Raw genomic sequence first — 21,057 nt, 5'->3', positions numbered from 1 at the left:
CTGTCGTTCGCATGCGAACGACAGGGGGTCGGTCTTGTTCCGGGCTCAGCCCGCCCCGCCGGACCTGGTGATGTCCGCACCGATGGTGAACCCCTTGGCGGGTCCCGAGGGGATGGTGGCCCCGGTTCCGTACGAGGCCCTCATCTCGTCCTCGTGGACGGCGCGCTCGGGGTCTGGCGCGCTCAGCACGGTGACGGTGCCGCCCGCGTCGTAGTCGTCGATGAGCACGTAGACCGGAACGCCGGCGTGCGCGTACTCACGCCGCTTGCGGGTGCGGTCGCGCGCGATGTTCTCGTGACCGGGGGAGACCACCTCGATGATCACCTGGACGGCGGACGCCTTGACCCCGACCCCGTCCTCACTGCCGTGTTCCTCCAGGTCTTCGGGTGCGACCAGGATGGGGGTCCATGGCCTTCCATGACTCCCACACGGCCTCGTCCTGATCCGACGCGGAGGTCGCGACCTTCGGCATTACGGCCTCCAACGTCTCGTGTGCGAGAGCGGTGCGACTCTCCGAAGCCGACCAGGCGCCGACCATGCCGGGGGCGTATGCGCCATCCCTCACTCGGACGGGTGAGGTGAGGGGTGCGGGAGCGGCGGGTTTGGGGTGGTTGTCGCGTATCCGGCGATTCGGCGGGCCGGGTCGGGCAACCAGAAGGGGGCGGTGGCCGTCTTCAGGGATGGAGCGGGTGGCCACGACGGGCACCGCGGGGTGTGACGACGGTCACTCGGGCGCGGTGGCGGGGCAGGATACTGCAAGATCCCCAAAAAGAGGGACCGTCGTGGGAATTCTGTCCCGATTCCAGTCGTTGTTTCCTTCGGAAGCGGGCACTCGGGAGAGTGTCCAGGAACGCACCGCGAAGAGACACCCGCGTTCCAGCAGCCGCACCGCGACCTAACTCATTGCAAGGGAGCACGCATGGCAACCCGCGCCGTCGCCCGTAGTCAGTCCAGGGGCAGCGCCCGCGCTGTGGGCGGGGAGATCGCCGACCGCGACCTGGTGGGCATGTACCTCGACGAGATCGCGCGTACCCCGCTGCTCGACGCGGCCAAGGAAGTGGAGCTCTCCCAGATCATCGAGGCGGGCGTGTACGCCCGGCAGATCCTCGACGGGGAGATAGAGCGCAAGGGCGAGAGCCCGGCCCGCGAGGAGCTGGAAGCCATCGCCGCCGAGGGGGAGCGGGCCAAGGAGATCTTCATCCGCTCCAACCTGCGCCTCGTCGTGGCCGTCGCCCGCCGCTATCCGCGCAGTGGCCTGCCCCTGCTCGACCTGATCCAGGAGGGCAACGCCGGCCTGGTGCGCGCCGTCGAGAAGTTCGACTACGCCAAGGGCTTCAAGTTCTCCACGTACGCGACGTGGTGGATCCGCCAGGCCATCACCCGCTCCATCGCCGACCAGTCCCGCACCATCCGCCTCCCCGTCCACCTGGTCGAGGAGCTCGGCCGGATCCGCCGTGTGCAGCGCGAGTTCAACCGGGAGAACGGCCGGGACCCGGAGCACGCCGAGATCGCCGCCGAGCTGGACACGACGGAGAAGCGCGTCGGGGACGTCCTGGACTGGGCGCGCGACCCGGTCAGCCTGAACATGGCGGTGGACGACGAGGGCGAGACGCAGTTCGGCGACCTCCTGGAGGACACCTCCGCGATCTCCCCCGAGCAGTCCGTCCTGTCCCTCCTGCGCAGCGAGGAGCTGGAGGACCTGCTGGGCAAGCTGGACCAGCGCACGGCCTCCATCATCAAGATGCGGTACGGCATCGAGGACGGCCGCGAGCGGACCCTGACCGAGGTCGGCAAGCAGCACGGACTGACCCGCGAGCGGATCCGGCAGATCGAGAAGCACGCCCTGCTGGAGCTGAAGCGGATGGCCCGCGACACGGGCTTCGACGCGGTGGCCTGACCCCGGACCGACCGCCCCCCGAACGAGTCCCCGGTGCCTACCCCCCCAGGCGCCGGGGGCTCCCCTCTGCCCGCACTCGCCGCCCGTGCTCACCGCCCGTGCTCACCCCTGCGGGACCGGGGCCGGGGCCGTGCCCGGGGCCACGGCCGCCGTGAGCCGGGACGCCAGAGCGCGCGCCGCCGCGGCCAGGAAGTCGGGCGTGTGCACCGTGAAGGGGACCGCGGTCAGCGCCAGCCGGGCCGCCACCCACTCCGGGGAGTCCCCGCTGGAGAACCTCACCCGGCAGCCCCCGCCCACGGGCTCCGCGTGCTGGCGCAGCCACCCCGGCAGCACCTCGGCCGGGGCGCCGAACGACACGTCCACCGCGTACGTCTCCCCGCCCCGCAGCCCGCGCCGTACGAACTCCGCCGCGTCCACCGGCAGCTCCCGCGGCGCGAACCGGGCACCCGTCGCGAACGGCTCCGCCACCCGGTCCACCCGGAAGGTCCGCCAGTCACCCCGGTCCAGGTCGTACGCCACCAGGTACCACCGGCTCCCGGTGCTCACCAGCCGGTACGGCTCCACCAGCCGCTTCGAGTCCGCCCCGTCCCGCGCCCGGTAGGCGAACCGCAGCCGCTCGGGCCCCGCCACCGCCGCCGCGATCGTGGTGAGCGTGCGGGGGTCGATGCTCGGCCCGTCTCCCCGGGTCACCGCGATCGTCGCCGACTGCAGCGCGCCCACCCGGCGCCGAAGCCGTCCCGGCAGGACCTGTTCCAGCTTCGCGAGGGCCCGTACGGACGCCTCCTCCACCCCCTCGATGGCGTGCCCGGCGCCCGCCCGCAGCCCCACCGCGATCGCCACCGCCTCCTCGTCGTCCAGCAGCAGCGGAGGCATCGCGGCCCCCGCCACCAGCCGGTACCCGCCCTCCGCGCCCAGCGTGGCCTCCACCGGGTACCCCAGCTCCCGCAGCCGCTCGATGTCGCGGCGGATCGTGCGCGGGCTCACCCGCAGCCGCTCCGCCAGCTCGCTCCCGGGCCATTCGCGCGGGGTCTGGAGCAGGGAGAGCAGGGTCAGCAGCCGTGCCGGGGTGTCGGTCATGCGATCCACATTGCCATGGGAAATAGGACACCATCTGGCCTAGATCCCGTCTAAGTTTCCTTCCATGACCTCCGAGACCACCTCGCCCGCCGATCGCCGCCGCTGGCTGGCGCTAGCCATCGTGATGACCGCGTCCTTCATGGACCTGGTCGACGTCACGATCGTCAACATCGCGATACCCAGCATGCGCCAGGACTTCGGCGCCTCCACCAGCGCGATCCAGTGGATCACCGCCGGCTACGCGCTCGCCTTCGCCGCCGGCCTGATCACGGGCGGCCGTCTCGGGGACATCTACGGACGCCGGCGCCTCTTCCTCGTCGGCGTCGCCGGCTTCACCGCCGCCTCGCTCCTGTGCGGCATCGCGGCCGACCCCGGCATGCTCGTCGCCTCCCGCCTCCTCCAGGGCAGCATGGCGGCCATGATGGTGCCGCAGGTCCTCGCGATCATCCACGTCACCTTCCCGCCGCACGAGCGCGGCAAGGTCTTCGGCATGTTCGGCGCGATCGTCGGCCTCGGCGCGGTCTCGGGGCCGATGCTCGGCGCGCTGCTCACCGAGTGGAACCTCTTCGGCCTCGAATGGCGCACGATCTTCCTGATCAACCTGCCGGTCGGCATCGCGGCCGTGATCCTGGGCCGCAAGTTCATCTCTGAGTCCAAGGCCCCCAAGGCCCTGCGCCTCGACCTGGTCGGCATGGTCCTCGCGACCCTCGCCCTGGTCATGCTGATCTTCCCGCTCACCCAGGGCCGGGAGAACGACTGGCCGCTGTGGGGCTTCGTCTGCATGATCGCCTCGCCGCTGGTCTTCGCCGCCTTCATCGTGTACGAGAAGTACAAGATCAAGAAGGACGGCTCCCCGCTCGTCGAGCTCTCCCTCTTCCGGATCAAGAGCTTCGCCGGCGGCATCACGGTCCAGCTGGCCTTCGGCCTGGCGACCGGCATCTTCTTCCTCGTCTGGACGCTCTACATGCAGATGGGCCTCGGCTGGAGCCCGCTGCGCGCCGGCACCACCGGCATCCCCTTCTCCATCGCCGTCTCCGTCGCCGCCGGCCTCTCCGTCGAGAAGCTCGTCCCGCGGTTCGGCCGCAAGGTGCTCCAGGCCGGCGCACTGACCATGGCCGCGGGTCTGCTCCTCTACATCTGGGAGTCGCAGCACTACGGCATGGGGATCGCCTCCTGGCAGATGGCCGCTCCGCTGGTCGTCATGGGCGTCGGCATGGGCCTGATCGTCGCCCCGCTGAACGACACGATCCTGTCCCAGGTGCCGCGCGAGCACGCCGGCTCGGCCTCCGGCCTGATCAACACCACGGGCCAGATGGGCAACGCGCTCGGCCTCGCGCTGACCTCCGTCGTCTTCTTCGGGTCGATCGCGGACGACCGGGTCCTCGGCGCCCCGTACGCCGACGCCTTCCGCGGCGCCCTGTGGTGGGTCGTGGCGGTGCTCGTCGTGATCTTCGCGGTGATGTTCGTGCTGCCGCGCAAGCAGATCCCGATGGAAGAGCGCGAGGGCGGTACGCAGGCCTCCGCCTCCGAAGCCGTCCCCGTCGGCTAGCTCCTCCCGCACTCCTCCGGGCATGTCCGCTTCTGTTGGCGGACATGCCCGTTTGGTTTGTTATGGCCCTATATCAGCGTACAGTGGGGTGTAATCCGCAGAAACGGACGCGAATCCACATGTACGCACCGGAGCGCCAACAGGAGATCCTCCGGCTCGCCCGCGAGGCGGGCCGGATCGACGTCCTGTCCCTCGCCGACCGTTTCCAGGTCACCGCCGAGACCGTACGCCGCGACCTCAAGGCCCTGGACCGGGCGGGCCTGGTCCGCCGCGTGCACGGCGGGGCCATCCCGGCCGGCCGCCTCGACTTCGAACCCGACCTCACCGAACGCGAGGCCACCCGGGCCGACGAGAAGGACCGCATCGCGCTCGCCGCCCTCGCCGAGGTCCCCGGGGGCGGGAGCATCGTCCTCGACGCGGGCAGCACCGTCGCCCGCCTGGCCGCCGCCCTCCCCGTCGACTCCGCGCTCACCGTGGTCACCCACGCGCTGCCCGTCGCCGCCCGCCTCGCCGACCACGCCGGCATCGACCTCCACCTCGTCGGCGGCCGCGTCCGCCACCGCACCCGGGCCGCCGTCGACGCCTGGGCGCTGCGCGCCTACGCCGAGATCCGCGCCGACGTCGCCTTCCTCGCCGCCAACGGCTTCTCGGCGCACGGCCTCTTCACCCCCGACCTCGCGGAAGCCGCCGTCAAGCGGGCCGCGATGACAGCCGCCCGCCGGGTGGTGCTGCTCGCCGACTCCTCGAAGGCGGACCGCGAACACTTCGCGCGCTTCGGCTCCTTCGCGGACGTGGACCTCCTGATCACCGACCAGGGGCTCGCCCCTGCCCAGCAGGCGGCCATCGAGGCCGCCGGTACGGAAGTCGTGCTCGTATGATCCTCACCGTCACCCCGAACCCCTCCCTCGACCGGACGTACGAGGTCCCCTCGCTCGACCGGGGCGCCGTGGTGCGCGCCACCGGCGACCACGTGGACCCGGGAGGCAAGGGGGTCAACGTCTCGCGCGCGGTGGCCGCCGCGGGAGTCCTCACGACGGCGGTCCTCCCGCTCGGCGGCTCCGCGGGCGCCCTGATCGCCGAACTGCTGGGCGTGCAGGGCGTGGACGTCACGGCGGTGACGGTCGCAGGGCAGACCCGCTCCAACATCGCGCTCGTCGAACCGGACGGCACCCTCACCAAGATCAACGCACCGGGCCCCGTACTCACCGCGGAGGAATCCGCCCTCCTGCTGGAGACCGTCCGCACCGCCTCCGGCCACCCCGACTGGATCGCGGCCTGCGGCAGCCTCCCGGGCGGTCTGGCCCCCGGCTGGTACGCCGACCTGGTCGCGCGCGGCCGCCAGGCCGGCGCCCGGGTCGCCCTCGACACCTCGGGCCCGGCGCTGACCGCGGCCCTCCCGGCCCGCCCGGACCTGGTCAAGCCGAACGCCTCGGAGCTCGCCCAGGCGGTGGGCCGCCCCCTGGCCACCCTCGGCGAGGTCGCCCGGGCGGCTCAGGAACTCCGCTCGCGGGGCGCGGGCGCCGTGCTGGCCTCGCTCGGCGCGGACGGGCAGCTCCTGGTGAGCGCCGAGGGCACCTTCCACGGCACCGCGCCGGTGACCGCCGTGCGCAGCGACGTCGGGGCGGGCGACGCCTCTCTGGCCGGGTTCCTGATCGCCGGCGGGACCGGCCCCAAGGCCCTCGCCTCGGCCCTGGCCCACGGCGCGGCCGCGGTCCGGCTCCCGGGCACTGCCATGCCGACCCCGGCGGACCTGCGCCCGGAGGCGGTCCGCATCACGCAGGACCCGTCCCCGGAGCTCCGCCTGTCCGCCCCCGCACTGCCCTGAGGGGCGGTCATCTCACCTGTGCGCGCAGCTCCATCGCACCGCGGGCGGCCACCTCGCTCTCGTACACCTCGCACATGTGCCGCCCGTCCGGCGTCGCCGTGTGCTCGACCTCCCACAGGCTGAGCTCGCTCCCGTCCAGCAGTACGAACGAGTGCTCGTACAGGTTGAATCCCGTGCCCCGCCCGTCCGCCGTGAACGGGCGGGTCCCGAACGCCTGGGTGATCTGGTGCGCGTACGCCGACCGCAGCCGCAGCGCCGTCCCCTCACCGGGCCGGTCCGGGTTCTCCGCGCGCCGCAGCACCCGGCGGGCGTGGTCGGCGGACTCCTCCACCGCGTACTCCCGGTGCCGCCGCGCCGGCGCCGTCGCCGCGAACAGCGCGCTCAGCAAGGCCGCATCGGTGTCCGGCTCCTCCTCGGCGGCCGCGAGCGCCGGATCCAGGTCCGGGTCGAACGCCGCCTCCGCCGGGGGCTCGCCGAACAGCCGGGCCACGGCCAGGCAGGCCTCCGCCTTGCTCACGAACACCTCGTGCCGGATCGTCCGGTCGCCCGCCAGCCGGTACACCAGCTCCCACAGGGACGCCGAACCGCCGTCGGACAGCAGGTACGTGTGCCGGTGGGTCTCCCGCCAGAGGCCCGCCGCCGGACTGTGGTGGGTGGCGTACAGCGAGGAGCTGTGGGCGAGCGCCGTACCGAGGCGCTCGACCAACCGGTCCGGCAGGTCGAAGGAGTTGAGGGCGCGGCCCAGGAGTCGCGCGAGGTGCGCCTCGGTTGTCTCGTACGGATCGCTCAAGGTGGGTCTCCAGGCCGTCGCAGCTTGTGACTTAGCGGAAGCTCAACGTAGCCCCTGGCTCTGACATCACGTCCGGGGTTCGGTAAAACGTCCGGGAAGCATCAGGGGTTCCCGCCACCCCTTCAGGTCAACTTGGCCCGGGATGTGCATGGTTCGCCCGGGTCTGTGCCGGAGCGCGGGAACATGGGCCGTATGGCAACGAAAACAGTGGGCCTTCCCCGCCAACAGGGACTGCCCTCCAGTCGAGACGAGGGTGAACCGGAATCCGGCCGGCGGGCGCCCGCCTGGCTGCTGGTGCTCACCGGGGCCGCCGGGGTGCTGGCCTCCTGGGTGATCACCCTCGACAAGTTCCTCCTGCTGGAGGACCCGGACTTCAAACCCGCCTGCAGTCTGAACCCCGTGGTCTCCTGCGGAAGCGTCATGAAGAGCGACCAAGCGGCGGTCTTCGGGTTCCCCAACCCCCTGCTGGGGCTCGTCGCGTTCGGGGCCGTCGTGTGCGTCGGCGCGGGCCTGCTGGCCGGCGCCCGCTACCGCGGCTGGTTCTGGCTGGGACTGAACGCCGGGACGGTCTTCGGGGTCGGCTTCTGCACCTGGCTGATGGTCCAGTCCCTGTACGAGATCAACGCGCTCTGCCTGTGGTGCTGCCTGACCTGGACGGCCACCCTGCTGATGTTCTGGGCGGTCACCGCGCACAACGTCCGTACGGGCGCACTGCCCGCGCCCGGCCCGGTACGGACCTTCTTCACCGAGTTCGGCTGGGCCCCGCCCGTCCTGCACATCGGGGTGATCGGAATGCTGATCCTCACCCGGTGGTGGGAGTTCTGGACCGGCTGAGGGCCCCGCACGACCGAGGGCCCCGGCAGCTGGACGCTGCCGGGGCCCTCGTCACATCGCTCCACGGGCACATCGGGCCCGGACCGCGGAAAGCAGGGAGCGGAGATCAGCTGCCGACGGAGCCGTTGCCCGACAGGACCGGGATGTTGTCCAGGATGTGGGAGAGCGGCTCGTCGCCCTTGGCCTGGGTGGAGTTCTCGGTGCACTGCTGGTTCATCGGGTTGGACAGGACGTTGACGTCCTGGACACCGACGTTGATGAGGGCGAGGATCGACTGCGCGTTGACCTTGACCGGCAGGCCGATGCAGGGCTTGTTGAGGGTGCCCTGGACCAGGCCGAGCTGCGGGCTCATCGGGCCTTCGGTCTTCTGGTTGCCGTAGATCTGCTGAGCACCGTTCCCGTTGACGGTGTTGATCCCGTTGTCGTTGCCGATGGCCATGGCCGGGGCCGCAACAGCAGCGCCCGCGCCGACGGCGGCGGCGGTGACCGCGGCAGCAGTCATGATCTTCTTGAGCATCATTGGTCCTTTTGTCGCACGAGTGCCCGCTAGTGGAGCGCCCTGGTCAACTGCCCTTCCCGGGGGTTGGTTCCGCTGCTTCACTCAAACGGCCTGCCGCGGCCGAGGATTTCCCCGCCCAGGGTGAGGCTTCTGCGGACGCGTGCGCGAAGCCCGTACGAAGCGCCCAGAGGCGGCCGGGCGGTTCACGGTCCGGTTGCGCTCCGTGGAAGGTGTTCGCACGGTGGGTGAGGAAGCGGATCGCTCGGGTCCGCCTCTGTGCGACCACCGAAGGAACCGCCATGCACCGCACGAAGCCGTCCCGCGTCCGCGTCCTCGTCCCGTCGGCCCTCGCCGTCGTCATACTCTCCGGCGCGGCCGCCCCCGCGGGCGCCGCGGACGGTGACACGGCCGCCGCCGTCCGGAACAGGGTCGCGGCCGTCCAGCAGCAGGTCGACCGCCGCGCGGCGGCCGCCGGGCCGCTCGACGACCTCCTCGCGCAGATCACCGCGATCCTCGACGGGATCACCAAATCCCTGGAGGGGCTCCTGCCCGGGGTGAAGCTCCCGCCGATCTCGCTGCCGACCCTGCCGAACCTTCCGACGATCCCGGACATCCCGGCCCTGCCGGCCCTGCCGATCCCCTCCATCCCCTCCATCCCCTCCATCCCCGAGATCCCGGACATCCCTGAGGTCCCCGTCTCCCAGCCGGTGGCTCCGGTCGCCAAGCCGGCGGTGCCCGTCGCCAAGCCGGCGGTGCCCGCGGTGCCCGCGGTGCCGGCCGCCCCGGCGAAGCCGGCGAAGCCGGTCACTCCGGTCGCTCCGGTGAGTCCGGCCGAGCCGCTCAAGCCGGCCAAGCCGGTCCTGACGCCGGTGGAGGTCATGCCGGAGCTCCCCGCCCTCCCGTAGCGGGGAGGAATGATCGCATACGAACGGCCGAGAACCGCGCGTGGTTACGACTATTGAGCTGAACAGGTCTGATTGCGCGCGGGGCCGTGTCGTACGGGACGCTGGACCGTTTCGCTCGGTGTGAGCCCCGCGTCGGGGCAGAACATCGAACAGAAGGTGCACTTCCCATGAACTCTGCCAAGAAGGCCGCCCTGGTCCTGGCCACCGCCGGTCTCGCTGCGGCCGGTGCCGCCGGCTCCGCCATGGCCGACTCGTCGGCCGAAGGCGCGGCCGTGGGTTCGCCCGGTGTGGCTTCGGGCAACCTGATCCAGGTCCCGGTCCACGTCCCGGTCAACGTCTGCGGTAACTCCGTCAGCGTGATCGGCCTGCTGAACCCCGCGTTCGGCAACGTCTGCGTCAACGACTGACGTCAGTCGGCACACCTGACTGTGGGCGCCACCGGCCTCGCCGGTGGCGCCCACAGTTCTTTTTCTCCCGCTGATCCCGCGGATCCCGCCGGGGGCGGGGGACCGGACCGGCTCAGTGGGCCCCGCCGTTGAGCTTGACGCCGCCGAGGAGCGGCGAGGCCCCCGTGGCCCCGCTCGCGACCTTGAGCACCTCGCCCGGAGCATCGTTGCGGACCTTGTTGACGCGCTGCGCGGTGTCCACGACCTTGGTGACGGTCTCGCCCTGCTCGGCCACCCCGTTGCCCAGCGTCTGCGGGAGCGACTCGGTGACCGGGGCGAGCGAGTTGACCGCCTCGGTGGCCCCGCTCGTCAGGCTCATGGGGGGCATCTCGACCGGCGCCGCGGCCGCGAAGGCGGGAGCGGAGGCGCCGAGCGCGGCAACGGAGCCGGCGATGACCGCGGCGACCTTCGTGAGCTTCATTATCGAAATCCTCTTCTTTCGTGGACACAGGTGTCAGTGGCGACCGTCGCGCCGCTTTCGCCCTGGGTAACGATTACCTGCCGCTCCGGAAACGCGTACGGCAACGGCCGGAGAACCCGACGAGGGATTCTCCGGCCGATATTTCTTCCGATTACCGGTATTGCCGGTCAGGCGTTTCGGGACCTCCGGTACAGAATGGCGCCGCCCAGGATCAGCGCCGAGGCGAGGGCGGCCGCCGCGCCGGGCTGACCCGCGCCCGTCGCGGCGAGCTCCGGCGCGGACACGTGCGCGGGAGCGGGCGCCGGAGCGGGAGCCGGAGCCGGCACGGGGGCCGGCGCGGCCGGGGTCACCGGGACGGGAGCCGGCGCCAGGTGGATCGGGGTGTCACCGGCGGGGGCGGCCGGCGGCTGGTCGGCGGGACGGACGACCTGGGGCGCCGGCGCCGGGGCCGGGTGCTCCTCGAACCGGCTGCCGTGCGGCGGCGCCGGTACGGGGGCCTCCTCGGCGACCGGCGCGGGAGCCGGAAGCGGTCGGGGCGCCTCCGCGACCGGGGCGGGGAGCGGTACGGGCGCCTCGTGGACCGGGGCCGGCAGCGGAACCGGAGCCGGGACCGGGGCGGGCGCCTCGTGGACCGGGGGCTTCGGCGCCGGGTGGGGGACCGGCTTCGGTGCCGGGTGCGGCTTCGGCGCGGGCATCGGAGCCGGGTGCTCCGCCTCCGGCTTCGGCTTCGGCTGCGGCCTCGGGTGGGGCCTCGGCTGCGGCCGCTCGGGAGCCGGTGGAGCGTGGTGGGCGACCGGCGCCGGGGCGGGGAGGGCGTGCGGATGGTCGTCGCACTCCTCCTCGTCCGAGCCTCCGTAGCCGCCCTCGTCGTGCGGCTCCTCGTGCCGGGGGGCCGCGTGCCGCGGTGCGTGGTGGCGGGCCTCCTCGTGGCGCGGCTCCTCGTGGCGCTGCTCGGGCAGCGCGTGCCGGCCGCCCTGGTGCTCTTCGAGGTAGCGCTCGAAGGCCTCGGCGTGTTCCGGGCTGAGGTAGCGCTCGTAGTCGCGGTCGGCTTGGTGGGCGTTCGAGCCGGTCGTGGTGGCGCACGTGTTCCCCATCGCGGGGTTGAGCGCCGCTCCGCCGTCCACGCTGTTGCCGCACACGTTCGGCGAGAGGGTGATCGGTACCGAGACGCTGTTGCCGGACAGCACGCCCGGCGAATGCGAGGCCTCGGCCATCGCCCCCGGGTGCGCGTAGGCCGCGCCGGTCGCGATCGACAGCAGGCTTGAGGCGGCCGCCGCCGTGAGCACCCCCTTGCCCAGTACCTGTCGGCTCAGTACCTGTCGCATGGGTCCTTCCCTGTCTACCGGCACTCCCGCCGGTGCTGAATCGAAGGTGGCCTCGGAGTGCACCGCCGTGCACTCCGAGGCCACCCCGAGGAGGTTTGCCCTTGCGGGCAGGTGCTTCGTCAGGCGTTGACGCAGGTGTTGCCGAACGCGGGGTTCAGCAGGGCGATCACGTTGACGGTGTTGCCGCAGACGTTGACCGGGACGTGGACCGGAACCTGGACGAGGTTCCCGGAGAGCACGCCGGGGGAGCCGATGGCCTTGCCGTCGGCAGCCGAGTCGGCCATGGCGGGCGAGGCGGCACCGGCGGCCATGAGGACGCCGGCGGCCAGCACCACTGCCTTCTTGTACGTCATTTGTTTTCGATCCTTCCCGCAGGGGCGTGTCCACTGCAGAAATAACAACGAGTGGGTCCGGGAAAAGAAACCGGAGATTTTCGCGAGTGGCTTCGTAAATTCACCCACGCGTACGCCGTCCGGAATTCGCGACGGATATTCGCGCTATTTACGGCGCGGCCGAGAGGAGCGTGTGCACGGTGTGGACAAGCGGCGAGGCCGCCGCGACCCGGAGGGTGCGGCGGCCTCGCTTGCGCGGCGGCGGTCAGCTGCCGGCGGAGACGTTGCCCGACAGGACCGGGATGTTGTCCAGGATGTGGGAGAGCGGCTCGTCGCCCTTGGCCTGGGTGGAGTTCTCGGTGCACTGCTGGTTCATCGGGTTGGACAGGACCGGGATGTCCTGGACGCCGACGTTGAGGACCGCGAGGATCGACTGGGCGTTGACCTTGGCCGGCAGCGCGATGCAGGGCTTGTTGAACGAGCCCTGGATGAGCGCCATCTGGGGGCTCATGTTGCCGTAGGTGGCCTGGTTGCCGTAGATCTGCGAGGCGCCGTTGCCGTTGACGGTGTTGATGCCGTTGTCGTTGCCGATGGCCATCGCCTGAGGGGCCATGGCGGCACCGATGCCCACGACCGAGGCTGCGGCAGCCGCAGTGGCCATCATCTTCTTGATCATTGTCGTCCCTTTTTTGCTGGATTGCCCGGTGGTGGAGCACCCGGATCAACGCCCCGGCCCTGGTTCGGGTTGCGTGGCTTCACCCGGATGCCTTGGTTTCGAGCGGCCTGATTGACGGTTCGGCTGACAGTCGGACCGTCGGTCAGGCGTTGACGCAGGTGTTGCCGAACGCGGGGTTCAGCACGCCCACCAGGTTCGCCGTGAGGCCGCAGACGTTCACGGGCACGTTGACCGGGACCTGGGCCAGGTTGCCGCTCAGCACACCGGGGGACTCCGCCGCGAAGCCCGCGGCTCCCGAGTCCGCGGAGGCGAGGCCCGCGCCGCCCATCAGCACCGCAGTGCCGGCGACCGCCAGGGTGGTGCCGCGCATCAGCCTCTTCTTCATCTCCGTTTTTCCTTTCGGTTCGAACAATGGTGCACCGCATAACGACCCGCCGCCTGTGAGGGTGCGTGTTATCGCCCAAAAGGCCGTACGAGCGAGTCCGGCGTGATTTCCCGCCTGCTTTCTGACAAAGTTCACTTCTGTTTTGTCCCCTTGATCGAAAATGGAGACAGGGTCATGGGTTCGTCCCGCGGAATCCTCGGCACGCTCGGCCTGCTGTCCTGCCTCGTACTTTCGGCGAACGTCCCCGCCGCGGCCGCGGCCGCCGCCCCACCGGGCCCGGCCGCCCCCGCCGTGCGGGAAATGACCAAGGTCCCCTTCGCGCAGCGTTACCAGGCCGTCCAGCGCGGCGGACTGGTCCGCGCCTCCAACTCCTCCATCGCCTGCCGCCGTGAGGAGGCGCCGGACGCCGAGCCGTGCACCGAGGTCGACCGGGGCGCGGCGGGGGTCAACAGCGATTTCGACATGTTCTACAGCGAGGTCGACAAGGACCCGGACACCTACAACTCCACCCGGGCCGAGCTCAAGGTCCCGCAGGGCGCGAAGGTCTCGTACGCCCGCCTGTACTGGGGCGGGAACCTGCGGGTGGGCGAGCAGAAGCCGCCGCAGGACAACGGCCGGGTGCTGGTCGCCGAGCCGGGCGGGGCCTACAAGGAGGTCCTGGCCGACACGGTGATCGGCCACCGGTCGGACGCGGGCAGCGATGCCTACCAGGCCTCGGCGGACGTGACCCCGATGGTCCGCAGGGGCGGCGCCGGCATGTGGACGGTGGCCCAGCTGAACATCGCGATGGGCCACTCCGACGTGGGTGCCTGGGGCGGCTGGACGCTGGTCGTGGCGTACGAGCACCCGCAGGAGCCGGTGCGCCGGATCTCGGTGTGGGACGGCTTCGAGTCGATCGCCGCGGGCGCCGGCCCGGGTGCCGCCGACACGGTCGAGATCGCCGGCCTGGACGCGGCCGCCGGTTCCGCCGGGAAGGCCGGGGTGGTCGCGTACGACGGGGACCGGGGGACGCTGGGGGACTCGCTCACGGTGACCTCCGACAGTGGCCGCCGGGTCGCCATCAGCGATGCTGAAAATCCTTTTAATGATGTTATGAATTCCACGATCACCGAATTCGGAGATCCCTCGTTCGTGCGACAGCCCGAACATATGAATAATCTCGGATATGACGCGGACGTGTTCGATCTGAGTCCCGCCCTGTCCGGTGGCGCCCGCAGCCTGAGCTTCAGGTTCACGGGCGAAAGCCAGGGTCAATTCCTCGGCGTGCTCTTCGTTCAGACAGACGCGCGCCGCTGAACGTAGGAGACCACTCCGCGTGCCGACACAGCCTCCCCCTGCGCAGTCTTCCCGCGCGCAGGCTCCGATTCCCCGCCCCCCGTCCGTCCTGCACCTCGTCCAGCCCGTCGACGGCGGCGTCGCCCGCGTCGTCCTCGACCTCGTCCGCGCCCAGACGGCCGCCGGCCTGCGGACCGCGGTCGCCTGCCCGCGCGGCGGACAGCTCGCCGACGCCGCTCGCGCGGCCGGGGCCGAGGTGCTCGCCTGGCGCGCCGGACGGTCCCCCGGACCCGACCTGCCCGCCGAAGTGCTCGGCGCCCGGCGGGTCATCCGCCTGGTCCGGCCCGACGTCCTGCACGCCCACAGTGCCAAGGCGGGCCTCGCCGGGCGGCTCGCCGTGCGCGGGGCGGTGCCCACCGTCTTCCAGCCGCACGCCTGGTCGTTCGACGCCGTCGGCGGGGCCACCGCCGCGCTCGCCCTGCGATGGGAGCGGTTCGGGGCCCGTTGGGCCGACCGGGTGCTCTGCGTCAGCGAGGCCGAGCGCAGGGCCGGGGAGGCCGAGGGGATCGCCGCGCACTGGGCGGTGATCCGCAACGGCGTGGACCTCGACCACTTCCGCCCCGGCGGCCCCGACCGCGAGGCCGACCGGGCCCGCGCGCGTACCGAACTCCCTTTGCCCGCAGCCTTCCTGGGCGACGGGCCGCTCGCCGTCTGCGTGGGCCGGCTCTGCCAGCAGAAGGGCCAGGACATCCTGCTCCGGGCCTGGCGGGAGGTGCTCGGCAACGTCCCGGAGGCCCGTCTCGTGCTCGTCGGCGACGGCCCCGACACCGAGAAGCTGCGCCGCAGCGCCCCGCCCGGGGTGCTCTTCGCCGGCGCCGCTCCCGACATCCGACCGTGGCTTCGGGCCGCCGATCTCGTTGTACTGCCGTCGCGGTGGGAAGGCATGGCGCTCGCCCCGCTCGAAGCCATGGCCTGCGGCCGACCGGTCCTGGTCTCCGACGTCAGCGGTGCCCGGGAGAGCCTGCCGCCCGGCCAGGGACGGCTCTGCCTGGTACCGCCGGAGGACCCGACGGCCCTGGCCAAGGCCCTGGGGCGGCTGCTCGCCGAACCGCGGCTGCTCGCCGCACTCGGGGAGCAGGCCGGGCAGCACGCCCGGACCGACTTCGACGTGCGGCGGACCACGGACGCGGTCACCGGCCTGTACCACGAACTGCTGGGCAGGCCCCGGCCCTTGAACCAGGAGCGCATCAGCCGATGACGATGGACAGCGCACCCGCCCGGCACACCGGGCAGGGCGGCACGGGGTCCGGCGGCGCCGCCGCCGGCACCGCAGCCGTCCGACGGTCCGTGACCGCCATCCACCCCCCACGCCGGCCCCGGGCCGACCAGGCCCGGCCCCTGGCGCGGCCGCAGCGGGTCCGGCGCCGCGACGGCGTCCTCCCGCTGCTGACCGCCGATGCGCTGGCCGCCGCAGTCACCACGACGCTCACCACGACGGTCCTGTCGGCGTCCGCGCCGGCGATGCCCGCCGAGGCGGCCGCCCCGATGGCCGTACTGCTCGCCGCCCTGCACGCGCAGGCCGGGCTGTACCGGCCGCGGCTCGCGCCCTCCGCGCTGCTGGACCTGCCCGCGCTGGCCGGGCGGGCCGCCATCCTGTGGTGCGCCTTCGCCGCGGTCGTGGCCGCCACGGCACCGGGCGGGGCCATGGGCTGGCCGGCCCTGCTGGGCGCCGTCTGTCTGCAGACCGTACTGACCTGCGCCGGGCGCGGGTCGGTCAACCAGCTCCGCCGCCGCGCGGCCCGCCTGCGGCCCGCCTCCGCCCTCGTCGTCGGCCCCGGCGCCGGGGCGAGTGCGGTCGCCGCCGCCCTGCACGGGCGGCCCGAGTACGGGCTGCGGCCCGTCGGGCTCGCCGCCACCGGAGCCTCGGAAGAGGACGGCGGCGCCGTGCCGGTGCTCGCCACGCACGAGGACATCCGGCGCGCGGTCATCCAGAACTCGGTCCGGCACGCGGTGTTCACCCGCCCGCCGGAGGCCGACGAGCGCACCGCCTCCCTGGTCCGGCTCTTCCACGACCACGGCTGCCGGCTCTGGCTCGCCGACCCGGCCGGCACCGCAAAGGTGACCGGCATGCGGGTGGCCCAGCCCGCCGACCAGCTGTGGGGGTACGCCGTACAGCCTCTGCTGCCGCGCCCGTCCCGGCCGGTGGAGCGGTGGGTGAAGCGGGCCATCGACGGGCTGCTGGCCGCGCTCGCGCTGATCGCCGCCGCCCCCGTGATGGGCGCGTGCGCGCTGGCCGTACGGATCTCCGACGGGCCCGGGGTGATCTTCCGGCAGGAGCGGGTCGGCCTGTACGGGCGTCCCTTCACGCTGCTGAAGTTCCGCACCCTGCGCGCCGACGAGCACGAGTCGGCCACCCGGTGGACGGTCGCGGGCGACAACCGGATGAGCCCGATCGGCTCCTTCCTGCGCAAGTCCTCGCTGGACGAGCTGCCGCAGCTGTGGAACGTCGTACGGGGTGACATGAGCCTGGTCGGGCCGCGGCCGGAACGCCCGTTCTTCGTGGCGAAGTTCAGCACCGTGCACCCCGGCTACGAGGCCCGGCACCGGATGCCCGTCGGCATCACCGGGCTCGCCCAGATCAACGGCCTGCGCGGGGACACCTCCATCGAGGACCGGGCCCGCTTCGACAACCACTACATCGACACCTGGTCGCTCTGGCAGGACCTGTGGATCCTCGGCCGCACCGCGGCCTCCTTCTTCCGCTTCCGGCTGGGGGGCAGCTGATGAGCCTCGCCGTCTCCCCGCCCGGCGCCGCGGCCGCCGCCCGGCCCGACCCGGCCGCCGGGCTGCTGCGCCGGCACTGGCCGCTGCTGCCGCTGGCCGCGACCGTCCTGCTGCTCCTCGCCCCGATCGCGGCGGGCGACGCGAGCACCTCCGGCAAGGTCGGCCCGGCCGACGCCGCCTCGCTGCTGCTGGCGGTGGTCTGCGCCGTGCAGGCGCTGCGCGGCCGGGTGCGGGCGCTGAGCCCGCTGGGGGTGCTGGTGCTCGGCGTGCCCGCCGTGGGGCTGGCGGTGGCGACCGCGACCGCCGGTGACCCGTACGCGGCGCTGCCCGGGTTCGTGCGCTACCTCCAGGTGTTCGTGCTGGTCCCGGCGGCGATCGTGCTGCTGGTGCGCGACGCCGGGGAGTTCCGGCTGGCCGCCGGCTGCTTCGTGGTGCTGGCGCTGGTGCAGGGCGCGGTGGGGGTCGTGCAGTTCGCGACCCACACCGGGGCCTCGTACCAGGGCGAGGACATCCGGGCCGTCGGCACCTTCGGGCCCGGCGACGTCATGGGCATGGCCACGGTGGTGGCGTACGGGCTGGTCGTGGCGACCGCGGCGGCCCTGGCCCCGGGACTGCCGGGCCGGGTGCGGCGGATCGCGGGCGGCGCGGCCCTGGTGCTGGTGGTGCCGCTGGTGCTGTCCTTCAGCCGGGGCGCGTGGATCGCCACGGTCGGCGCGGCGGTGCTGGTGATGCTGCTCGCCGGGATCCGGCGGGCGCTGAAGGTGCTGCTCGCACTGGCCGCGGCCGGGGTGGTCCTGGTGGGCGGGCTCGGGGTCGGCTCCGAGATGGTCGCGGAGCGGCTGACCTCGATCACGCAGGTCTCCAGCGCCCCCGACCAGTCGGTGACCGACCGGTACACGATGTGGGCCGCCGCCGAGTCGATGTGGCGCGAGCGGCCGGCGGTCGGGGTGGGCCTCAAGGGCTTCCCGGCCAACCGGGACGGGCACTCCTCGCTGGGGCTGTCCTCCGGCAGCGACACCGCGGGGGCGGGGCAGGCGTACATCCGCCAGCCGCTGCTCTCCCCGCACAACATGTACCTGCTGGTGCTGAGCGAGCAGGGGCTGATCGGGCTGACCGCGCTGGCGGGAGGCTGGGCTGCGCTGCTCGTCGCCGGCCTGCGGCGCTGCGCGGGCGGCGGCGCCGGGATCCGGGACTGCGGGCTGATCGCGATCGGGCTGTTCGTGTGGCAGCTGATCGACTTCCTGTACGCGGACATCGGCGGCCCCTCCACCGTCCTGACCGGAGTGATCATCGGTCTGGCGGCCTGGTGGGCCCTGCCCTCGCCCTCCGGACGGGACACGGCCGCCGCGACGGGAGGGCGCACCCGCCTCGTGGCCGCACCGCGCGCCGCTTCGGGTGCGGACGGCCGGTGACCGATACGACGCCCTGGCGGCCCGCCTCCGGCCCCCCGGCCGGGGCGGGCCCCGCCCGCGTCCCGGGCACCCCGGCCCCGGCGTCCCCCGGCGCACCGCAGGGCTCCGCCGGGGTCCGGCCCCCGTCCCCGGGCGGAGCCGCGGCAGAGCGCGGGGTCCGGGTGGCGGCCCGGGCCGCCACCCGCCGGGAACCGCCCGAGGCCGAGGGGCCCGTACGCGACGAGCCGCCCGCCGGTACTCCGGGCGGGAACGCGGCGCCGGCTCCGCTCGGGCGGTTCCTGGCCAAGGCCGCCGCCGTCACCGCCGGACTGACCGCCGCCGGGGCGGTGTTCGGGCTGTTCCGGGACCAGACCATCGCGCACCTCTTCGGGGCCGGGCACGACAGCGACGCCTTCCTGATCGCCTGGACCGTGCCCGAGATGGCCTCGACGCTGCTCATCGAGGACGCCATGGCCCTGCTGATGGTGCCCGCGTTCAGCCAGGCCCTCGCCCGGCGGGCGGCCGCCCGCGCCGGGCTGACCCGTCAGGCGGCCCGCGCGCAGGACCCCGTAAGGCTGCTCGTGGGGGCGACCCTGCCGCGGCTGACGGTGTTCCTGGCCGCCGTCGCCTCCCTGCTCGTCGTCGCCGCGCCGCTGGTCGTCGCCGTGCTCGCGCCCGGACTGCCCGATCCGGCACTGGCCGTGGAGTGCACCCGCATGACCGCGCTGACCGTGCTGTCCTTCGGGATCGCCGGGTACTTCAGCGCCGCGCTGCGGGCCCACCGCTCGTTCGTGCCGCCGGCCGCGATCTACGTCTCGTACAACGTCGGGATCATCGGGACGATGATCGCCCTGCACGCGGTGTGGGGGGTGCGGGCCGCCGCCGCCGGGGTCGCCGCGGGCGGACTGCTGATGGTGCTCGTCCAACTGCCCGCGTTCATCCGGAACGTGGGCTTCGGGCCGCCCCGCGCCAAGGGCGCACCGCGCAGCCAGCGAGACCGGGACCGGCCCACCCTCATCGCGTTCGGCCTGATCGCCCCGGTGATCTTCTTCGCGGTGTTCCGGCAGTCGCAGGTCCTGGTCGAGCGGTTCCTGGCGGCCTCGCTGCCGTCCGGGGCCATCTCGCACCTGAACTACGCGCAGAAGGTCGCGCAGATGCCGATGGTGCTGTCGCTGATGATCTGCACCGTCACCTTCCCCGTCGTCGCCCAGGCCATGGCCGGCGGAGAGCGCGAGAAGGCCCGGCGGCGCGTCGAACAGGACCTGGCGCTGGCCTCCCTCGCCGTCCTCGTGGGCAGCGCCCTCGTCATCGGCTACGCGCCCCAGATCATCCAGGTCCTCTTCGAACGCGGCGCGTTCACCCACCGCGACACCCTGGCCACCGCCTCCGTCATGCGGGTCTACGCCCTCGGACTGCTCGGCCACTGCCTCGTCGGCGCGCTGTCCCGGCCCTTCTTCTCGACCGCCCGGCCCACCTGGTTCCCGGCGCTCGCGATGGGTGCCGGACTCCTCGTCAACATCGTGGCCGGAGCCTTCGCCGTCCGCTGGTGGGGCACCTACGGCATCGCCGCCGCCAACGCGGCCGGCATCTCCACCACCGCCGCACTGCTGCTCACCGGGCTCGGCTCGCGGATCGTCGCCATCCAGGTCCGCCGGGTCGCGCTCAGCATCGGCCGGCTCTCCGTCGCCGGCGTCGGCGCCTGCGCCACCGGCTGGATCGCCGGGCCGATGATCCCCGACCCGCTGCTCAGCGCCGCGCTCGGCTGCCTGCTCGTGCCCGCCATGTTCGGCGCCTGCGGCGTGGCCATACGGGTGCTCGAAATCACCGCCCTGCCCGCCCAGATCGCCCAGATGACCCAGAGGTTCCGCAATGCCCGCTGACACCCGCACGGCGCCGGCCGCCCACTTGGTCCCCGCCCGCCGGACCGCCTCGCCGTGGGTCCTGATGTACCACTCGGTCGCCGAGTTCACCGACCCCGCCGAGGACCCGTACGGCATCACCGTCACCCCGGCCACGCTGGAGGCGCAGCTCTTGTGGCTGCGCTCGCGGGGCCTGCGCGGAGTGTCCGTCGGCGAACTGCTGCGGGCCTGCGCGGCCGGGCGCGGCGCCGACCTCGTCGGGCTGACCTTCGACGACGGCTACACCGACTACCTGACCCGGGCGCTGCCGCTGCTGCGCCGCCACGACTGCACTTCCACGCTGTTCGTGCTGCCCGGGCGGCTGGGGGTGGACAACGTGTGGGACCCGCTGGGCCCGCGCAAGTCCCTGCTGACCGCCGAGGGCATCCGCGAAGTCGCCGCCGCGGGGCAGGAGATCGGCTCGCACGGACTGCTCCACCAGGACCTGACCGCCGCCCCCGACGACATCCTCCAGCAGGAGCTGCGGGGCAGCAGGGAGCTGATCCGGGAGCTGACCGGGACCCTGCCGGAGGGGTTCTGCTACCCGTACGGCCACCTCGACGCGCGGGTCGTCGCGGCGACCCGGGCCGCCGGGTACGGGTACGCCTGCGCCATCGACCCCGGCCGGCTGGCCGGCCCGCACGCCCTGCCGCGCACGCACGTCAGCCAGGCGGACGGGCCCGCGCGGCTGCGGATCAAGCAGCTGCGCCACCGGGTGCGGGAACTGCGCCGGGCGGTGCGCCGGTGA

22 protein-coding genes are annotated in these 21,057 nt (G+C 72.9%); 13 read left to right on the top strand and 9 right to left on the bottom strand.

Annotated elements, in window-relative coordinates; all coding sequences use genetic code 11:
- Positions 1-45 precede the first annotated feature (45 nt).
- Entirely contained in the window at positions 46-324 is a 279-nt protein-coding gene (locus AB0M92_RS04145; RefSeq protein WP_366100525.1) for a Uma2 family endonuclease, read from the bottom strand.
- Positions 325-919: 595 nt separating this feature from the next.
- On the opposite strand from AB0M92_RS04145, the gene AB0M92_RS04140 reads away from it, so the two are divergent.
- A complete protein-coding gene (locus AB0M92_RS04140; protein ID WP_366100524.1) occupies positions 920-1,897 on the top strand; it encodes a sigma-70 family RNA polymerase sigma factor in 978 nt (325 codons plus the stop codon).
- Between the two features lie 102 nt (positions 1,898-1,999).
- Here the strand turns inward: AB0M92_RS04140 and AB0M92_RS04135 are convergent, their stop codons facing one another.
- Positions 2,000-2,974 carry a YafY family protein gene (locus tag AB0M92_RS04135; protein ID WP_366100523.1) on the bottom strand — a complete coding sequence of 325 codons (975 nt, stop codon included), beginning with the start codon at positions 2,972-2,974 and terminating at the stop codon, positions 2,000-2,002.
- Positions 2,975-3,038: 64 nt separating this feature from the next.
- On the opposite strand from AB0M92_RS04135, the gene AB0M92_RS04130 reads away from it, so the two are divergent.
- The 3 genes from AB0M92_RS04130 to pfkB all read left to right on the top strand — a co-directional run bounded on the left by AB0M92_RS04130 (position 3,039) and on the right by pfkB (position 6,348).
- On the top strand, positions 3,039-4,523 hold the full coding sequence (locus tag AB0M92_RS04130) for an MFS transporter (RefSeq protein WP_366100522.1): 1,485 nt from the start codon (positions 3,039-3,041) through the stop codon (positions 4,521-4,523).
- A 119-nt stretch (positions 4,524-4,642) separates the two neighbouring features.
- Positions 4,643-5,401 (top strand): DeoR/GlpR family DNA-binding transcription regulator, encoded by a 759-nt coding sequence (locus tag AB0M92_RS04125; RefSeq protein WP_366100521.1) that lies wholly within the window; start codon positions 4,643-4,645, stop codon positions 5,399-5,401.
- Positions 5,398-6,348 carry a 1-phosphofructokinase gene (gene pfkB, locus AB0M92_RS04120; protein ID WP_366100520.1) on the top strand — a complete coding sequence of 317 codons (951 nt, stop codon included), beginning with the start codon at positions 5,398-5,400 and terminating at the stop codon, positions 6,346-6,348. Before AB0M92_RS04125 ends, pfkB begins: the two co-directional genes overlap by 4 nt.
- 7 nt (positions 6,349-6,355) lie before the next feature.
- Here the strand turns inward: pfkB and AB0M92_RS04115 are convergent, their stop codons facing one another.
- Positions 6,356-7,138, bottom strand: coding sequence for a DUF6227 family protein (locus AB0M92_RS04115; RefSeq protein WP_366100519.1), 783 nt, complete (start codon positions 7,136-7,138; stop codon positions 6,356-6,358).
- Positions 7,139-7,330: 192 nt separating this feature from the next.
- Between AB0M92_RS04115 and AB0M92_RS04110 the strand changes: the two genes are divergently transcribed.
- Positions 7,331-7,972, top strand: coding sequence for a vitamin K epoxide reductase family protein (locus AB0M92_RS04110; protein ID WP_366100518.1), 642 nt, complete (start codon positions 7,331-7,333; stop codon positions 7,970-7,972).
- A gap of 106 nt (positions 7,973-8,078) precedes the next feature.
- On the opposite strand, the gene AB0M92_RS04105 is transcribed toward AB0M92_RS04110, so the two are convergent.
- Positions 8,079-8,489, bottom strand: a complete 411-nt coding sequence (locus tag AB0M92_RS04105) for a rodlin (RefSeq protein WP_366100516.1) — start codon at positions 8,487-8,489, stop codon at positions 8,079-8,081.
- Positions 8,490-8,770: 281 nt separating this feature from the next.
- Here AB0M92_RS04105 and AB0M92_RS04100 point away from each other — a divergent pair, with 281 nt between their 5' ends.
- Complete coding sequence (locus AB0M92_RS04100) at positions 8,771-9,376, top strand: hypothetical protein (protein WP_366100515.1); 606 nt, start codon at positions 8,771-8,773, stop codon at positions 9,374-9,376.
- A 167-nt stretch (positions 9,377-9,543) separates the two neighbouring features.
- Positions 9,544-9,783 carry a chaplin gene (locus AB0M92_RS04095; protein WP_366100514.1) on the top strand — a complete coding sequence of 80 codons (240 nt, stop codon included), beginning with the start codon at positions 9,544-9,546 and terminating at the stop codon, positions 9,781-9,783.
- 112 nt (positions 9,784-9,895) lie between these two features.
- On the opposite strand, the gene AB0M92_RS04090 is transcribed toward AB0M92_RS04095, so the two are convergent.
- From AB0M92_RS04090 to AB0M92_RS04070, 5 genes are all read right to left on the bottom strand, one after another.
- Positions 9,896-10,243, bottom strand: coding sequence for a hypothetical protein (locus tag AB0M92_RS04090; RefSeq protein WP_366100513.1), 348 nt, complete (start codon positions 10,241-10,243; stop codon positions 9,896-9,898).
- 167 nt (positions 10,244-10,410) lie between these two features.
- Positions 10,411-11,568 carry a chaplin gene (locus tag AB0M92_RS04085; RefSeq protein WP_366100512.1) on the bottom strand — a complete coding sequence of 386 codons (1,158 nt, stop codon included), beginning with the start codon at positions 11,566-11,568 and terminating at the stop codon, positions 10,411-10,413.
- Positions 11,569-11,687: 119 nt separating this feature from the next.
- Positions 11,688-11,921 (bottom strand): chaplin, encoded by a 234-nt coding sequence (locus tag AB0M92_RS04080; protein ID WP_366100511.1) that lies wholly within the window; start codon positions 11,919-11,921, stop codon positions 11,688-11,690.
- 244 nt (positions 11,922-12,165) lie between these two features.
- Positions 12,166-12,576: a rodlin gene (locus tag AB0M92_RS04075; RefSeq protein ID WP_366100510.1), complete on the bottom strand. Its 411-nt coding sequence runs from the start codon at positions 12,574-12,576 to the stop codon at positions 12,166-12,168.
- A 142-nt stretch (positions 12,577-12,718) separates the two neighbouring features.
- Positions 12,719-12,961, bottom strand: a complete 243-nt coding sequence (locus tag AB0M92_RS04070) for a chaplin (RefSeq protein WP_366100509.1) — start codon at positions 12,959-12,961, stop codon at positions 12,719-12,721.
- A 102-nt stretch (positions 12,962-13,063) separates the two neighbouring features.
- Between AB0M92_RS04070 and AB0M92_RS04065 the strand changes: the two genes are divergently transcribed.
- The 6 genes from AB0M92_RS04065 to AB0M92_RS04040 all read left to right on the top strand — a co-directional run bounded on the left by AB0M92_RS04065 (position 13,064) and on the right by AB0M92_RS04040 (position 21,057).
- A complete protein-coding gene (locus tag AB0M92_RS04065) occupies positions 13,064-14,257 on the top strand; it encodes a DUF3344 domain-containing protein (RefSeq protein WP_366100508.1) in 1,194 nt (397 codons plus the stop codon).
- Positions 14,258-14,324: 67 nt separating this feature from the next.
- Positions 14,325-15,494: a glycosyltransferase gene (locus AB0M92_RS04060; protein WP_366100803.1), complete on the top strand. Its 1,170-nt coding sequence runs from the start codon at positions 14,325-14,327 to the stop codon at positions 15,492-15,494.
- A 2-nt stretch (positions 15,495-15,496) separates the two neighbouring features.
- On the top strand, positions 15,497-17,020 hold the full coding sequence (locus AB0M92_RS04055; protein WP_366100802.1) for an exopolysaccharide biosynthesis polyprenyl glycosylphosphotransferase: 1,524 nt from the start codon (positions 15,497-15,499) through the stop codon (positions 17,018-17,020).
- Positions 17,020-18,432 (top strand): O-antigen ligase family protein, encoded by a 1,413-nt coding sequence (locus AB0M92_RS04050; RefSeq protein ID WP_366100507.1) that lies wholly within the window; start codon positions 17,020-17,022, stop codon positions 18,430-18,432. Before AB0M92_RS04055 ends, AB0M92_RS04050 begins: the two co-directional genes overlap by 1 nt.
- Positions 18,429-20,291 carry a lipid II flippase MurJ gene (locus AB0M92_RS04045; protein WP_366100506.1) on the top strand — a complete coding sequence of 621 codons (1,863 nt, stop codon included), beginning with the start codon at positions 18,429-18,431 and terminating at the stop codon, positions 20,289-20,291. Before AB0M92_RS04050 ends, AB0M92_RS04045 begins: the two co-directional genes overlap by 4 nt.
- Positions 20,281-21,057 carry a polysaccharide deacetylase family protein gene (locus AB0M92_RS04040; protein ID WP_366100505.1) on the top strand — a complete coding sequence of 259 codons (777 nt, stop codon included), beginning with the start codon at positions 20,281-20,283 and terminating at the stop codon, positions 21,055-21,057. Before AB0M92_RS04045 ends, AB0M92_RS04040 begins: the two co-directional genes overlap by 11 nt.

The organism is Streptomyces sp. NPDC051582 (assembly GCF_040681715.1).
Taxonomy (GTDB): Bacteria; Actinomycetota; Actinomycetes; order Streptomycetales; family Streptomycetaceae; genus Streptomyces.
Note: the sequence above shows the minus strand (reverse complement) of the source record. Positions and strands in the feature narration are given on the sequence as shown.

What these genes read in the sequence shown, in the direction of transcription:
- AB0M92_RS04140 (WP_366100524.1), top strand. Translation starts at nt 920, where the DNA reads ATGGCAACCCGCGCCGTCGCCCGTAGTCAGTCCAGGGGCAGCGCCCGC.
- AB0M92_RS04135 (WP_366100523.1), bottom strand. Translation starts at nt 2,974, where the DNA reads ATGACCGACACCCCGGCACGGCTGCTGACCCTGCTCTCCCTGCTCCAG.
- AB0M92_RS04130 (WP_366100522.1), top strand. Translation starts at nt 3,039, where the DNA reads ATGACCTCCGAGACCACCTCGCCCGCCGATCGCCGCCGCTGGCTGGCG.
- AB0M92_RS04125 (WP_366100521.1), top strand. Translation starts at nt 4,643, where the DNA reads ATGTACGCACCGGAGCGCCAACAGGAGATCCTCCGGCTCGCCCGCGAG.
- pfkB (WP_366100520.1), top strand. Translation starts at nt 5,398, where the DNA reads ATGATCCTCACCGTCACCCCGAACCCCTCCCTCGACCGGACGTACGAG.
- AB0M92_RS04110 (WP_366100518.1), top strand. Translation starts at nt 7,331, where the DNA reads ATGGCAACGAAAACAGTGGGCCTTCCCCGCCAACAGGGACTGCCCTCC.
- AB0M92_RS04105 (WP_366100516.1), bottom strand. Translation starts at nt 8,489, where the DNA reads ATGCTCAAGAAGATCATGACTGCTGCCGCGGTCACCGCCGCCGCCGTC.
- AB0M92_RS04100 (WP_366100515.1), top strand. Translation starts at nt 8,771, where the DNA reads ATGCACCGCACGAAGCCGTCCCGCGTCCGCGTCCTCGTCCCGTCGGCC.
- AB0M92_RS04095 (WP_366100514.1), top strand. Translation starts at nt 9,544, where the DNA reads ATGAACTCTGCCAAGAAGGCCGCCCTGGTCCTGGCCACCGCCGGTCTC.
- AB0M92_RS04090 (WP_366100513.1), bottom strand. Translation starts at nt 10,243, where the DNA reads ATGAAGCTCACGAAGGTCGCCGCGGTCATCGCCGGCTCCGTTGCCGCG.
- AB0M92_RS04085 (WP_366100512.1), bottom strand. Translation starts at nt 11,568, where the DNA reads ATGCGACAGGTACTGAGCCGACAGGTACTGGGCAAGGGGGTGCTCACG.
- AB0M92_RS04080 (WP_366100511.1), bottom strand. Translation starts at nt 11,921, where the DNA reads ATGACGTACAAGAAGGCAGTGGTGCTGGCCGCCGGCGTCCTCATGGCC.
- AB0M92_RS04075 (WP_366100510.1), bottom strand. Translation starts at nt 12,576, where the DNA reads ATGATCAAGAAGATGATGGCCACTGCGGCTGCCGCAGCCTCGGTCGTG.
- AB0M92_RS04070 (WP_366100509.1), bottom strand. Translation starts at nt 12,961, where the DNA reads ATGAAGAAGAGGCTGATGCGCGGCACCACCCTGGCGGTCGCCGGCACT.
- AB0M92_RS04055 (WP_366100802.1), top strand. Translation starts at nt 15,497, where the DNA reads ATGGACAGCGCACCCGCCCGGCACACCGGGCAGGGCGGCACGGGGTCC.
- AB0M92_RS04050 (WP_366100507.1), top strand. Translation starts at nt 17,020, where the DNA reads ATGAGCCTCGCCGTCTCCCCGCCCGGCGCCGCGGCCGCCGCCCGGCCC.
- AB0M92_RS04040 (WP_366100505.1), top strand. Translation starts at nt 20,281, where the DNA reads ATGCCCGCTGACACCCGCACGGCGCCGGCCGCCCACTTGGTCCCCGCC.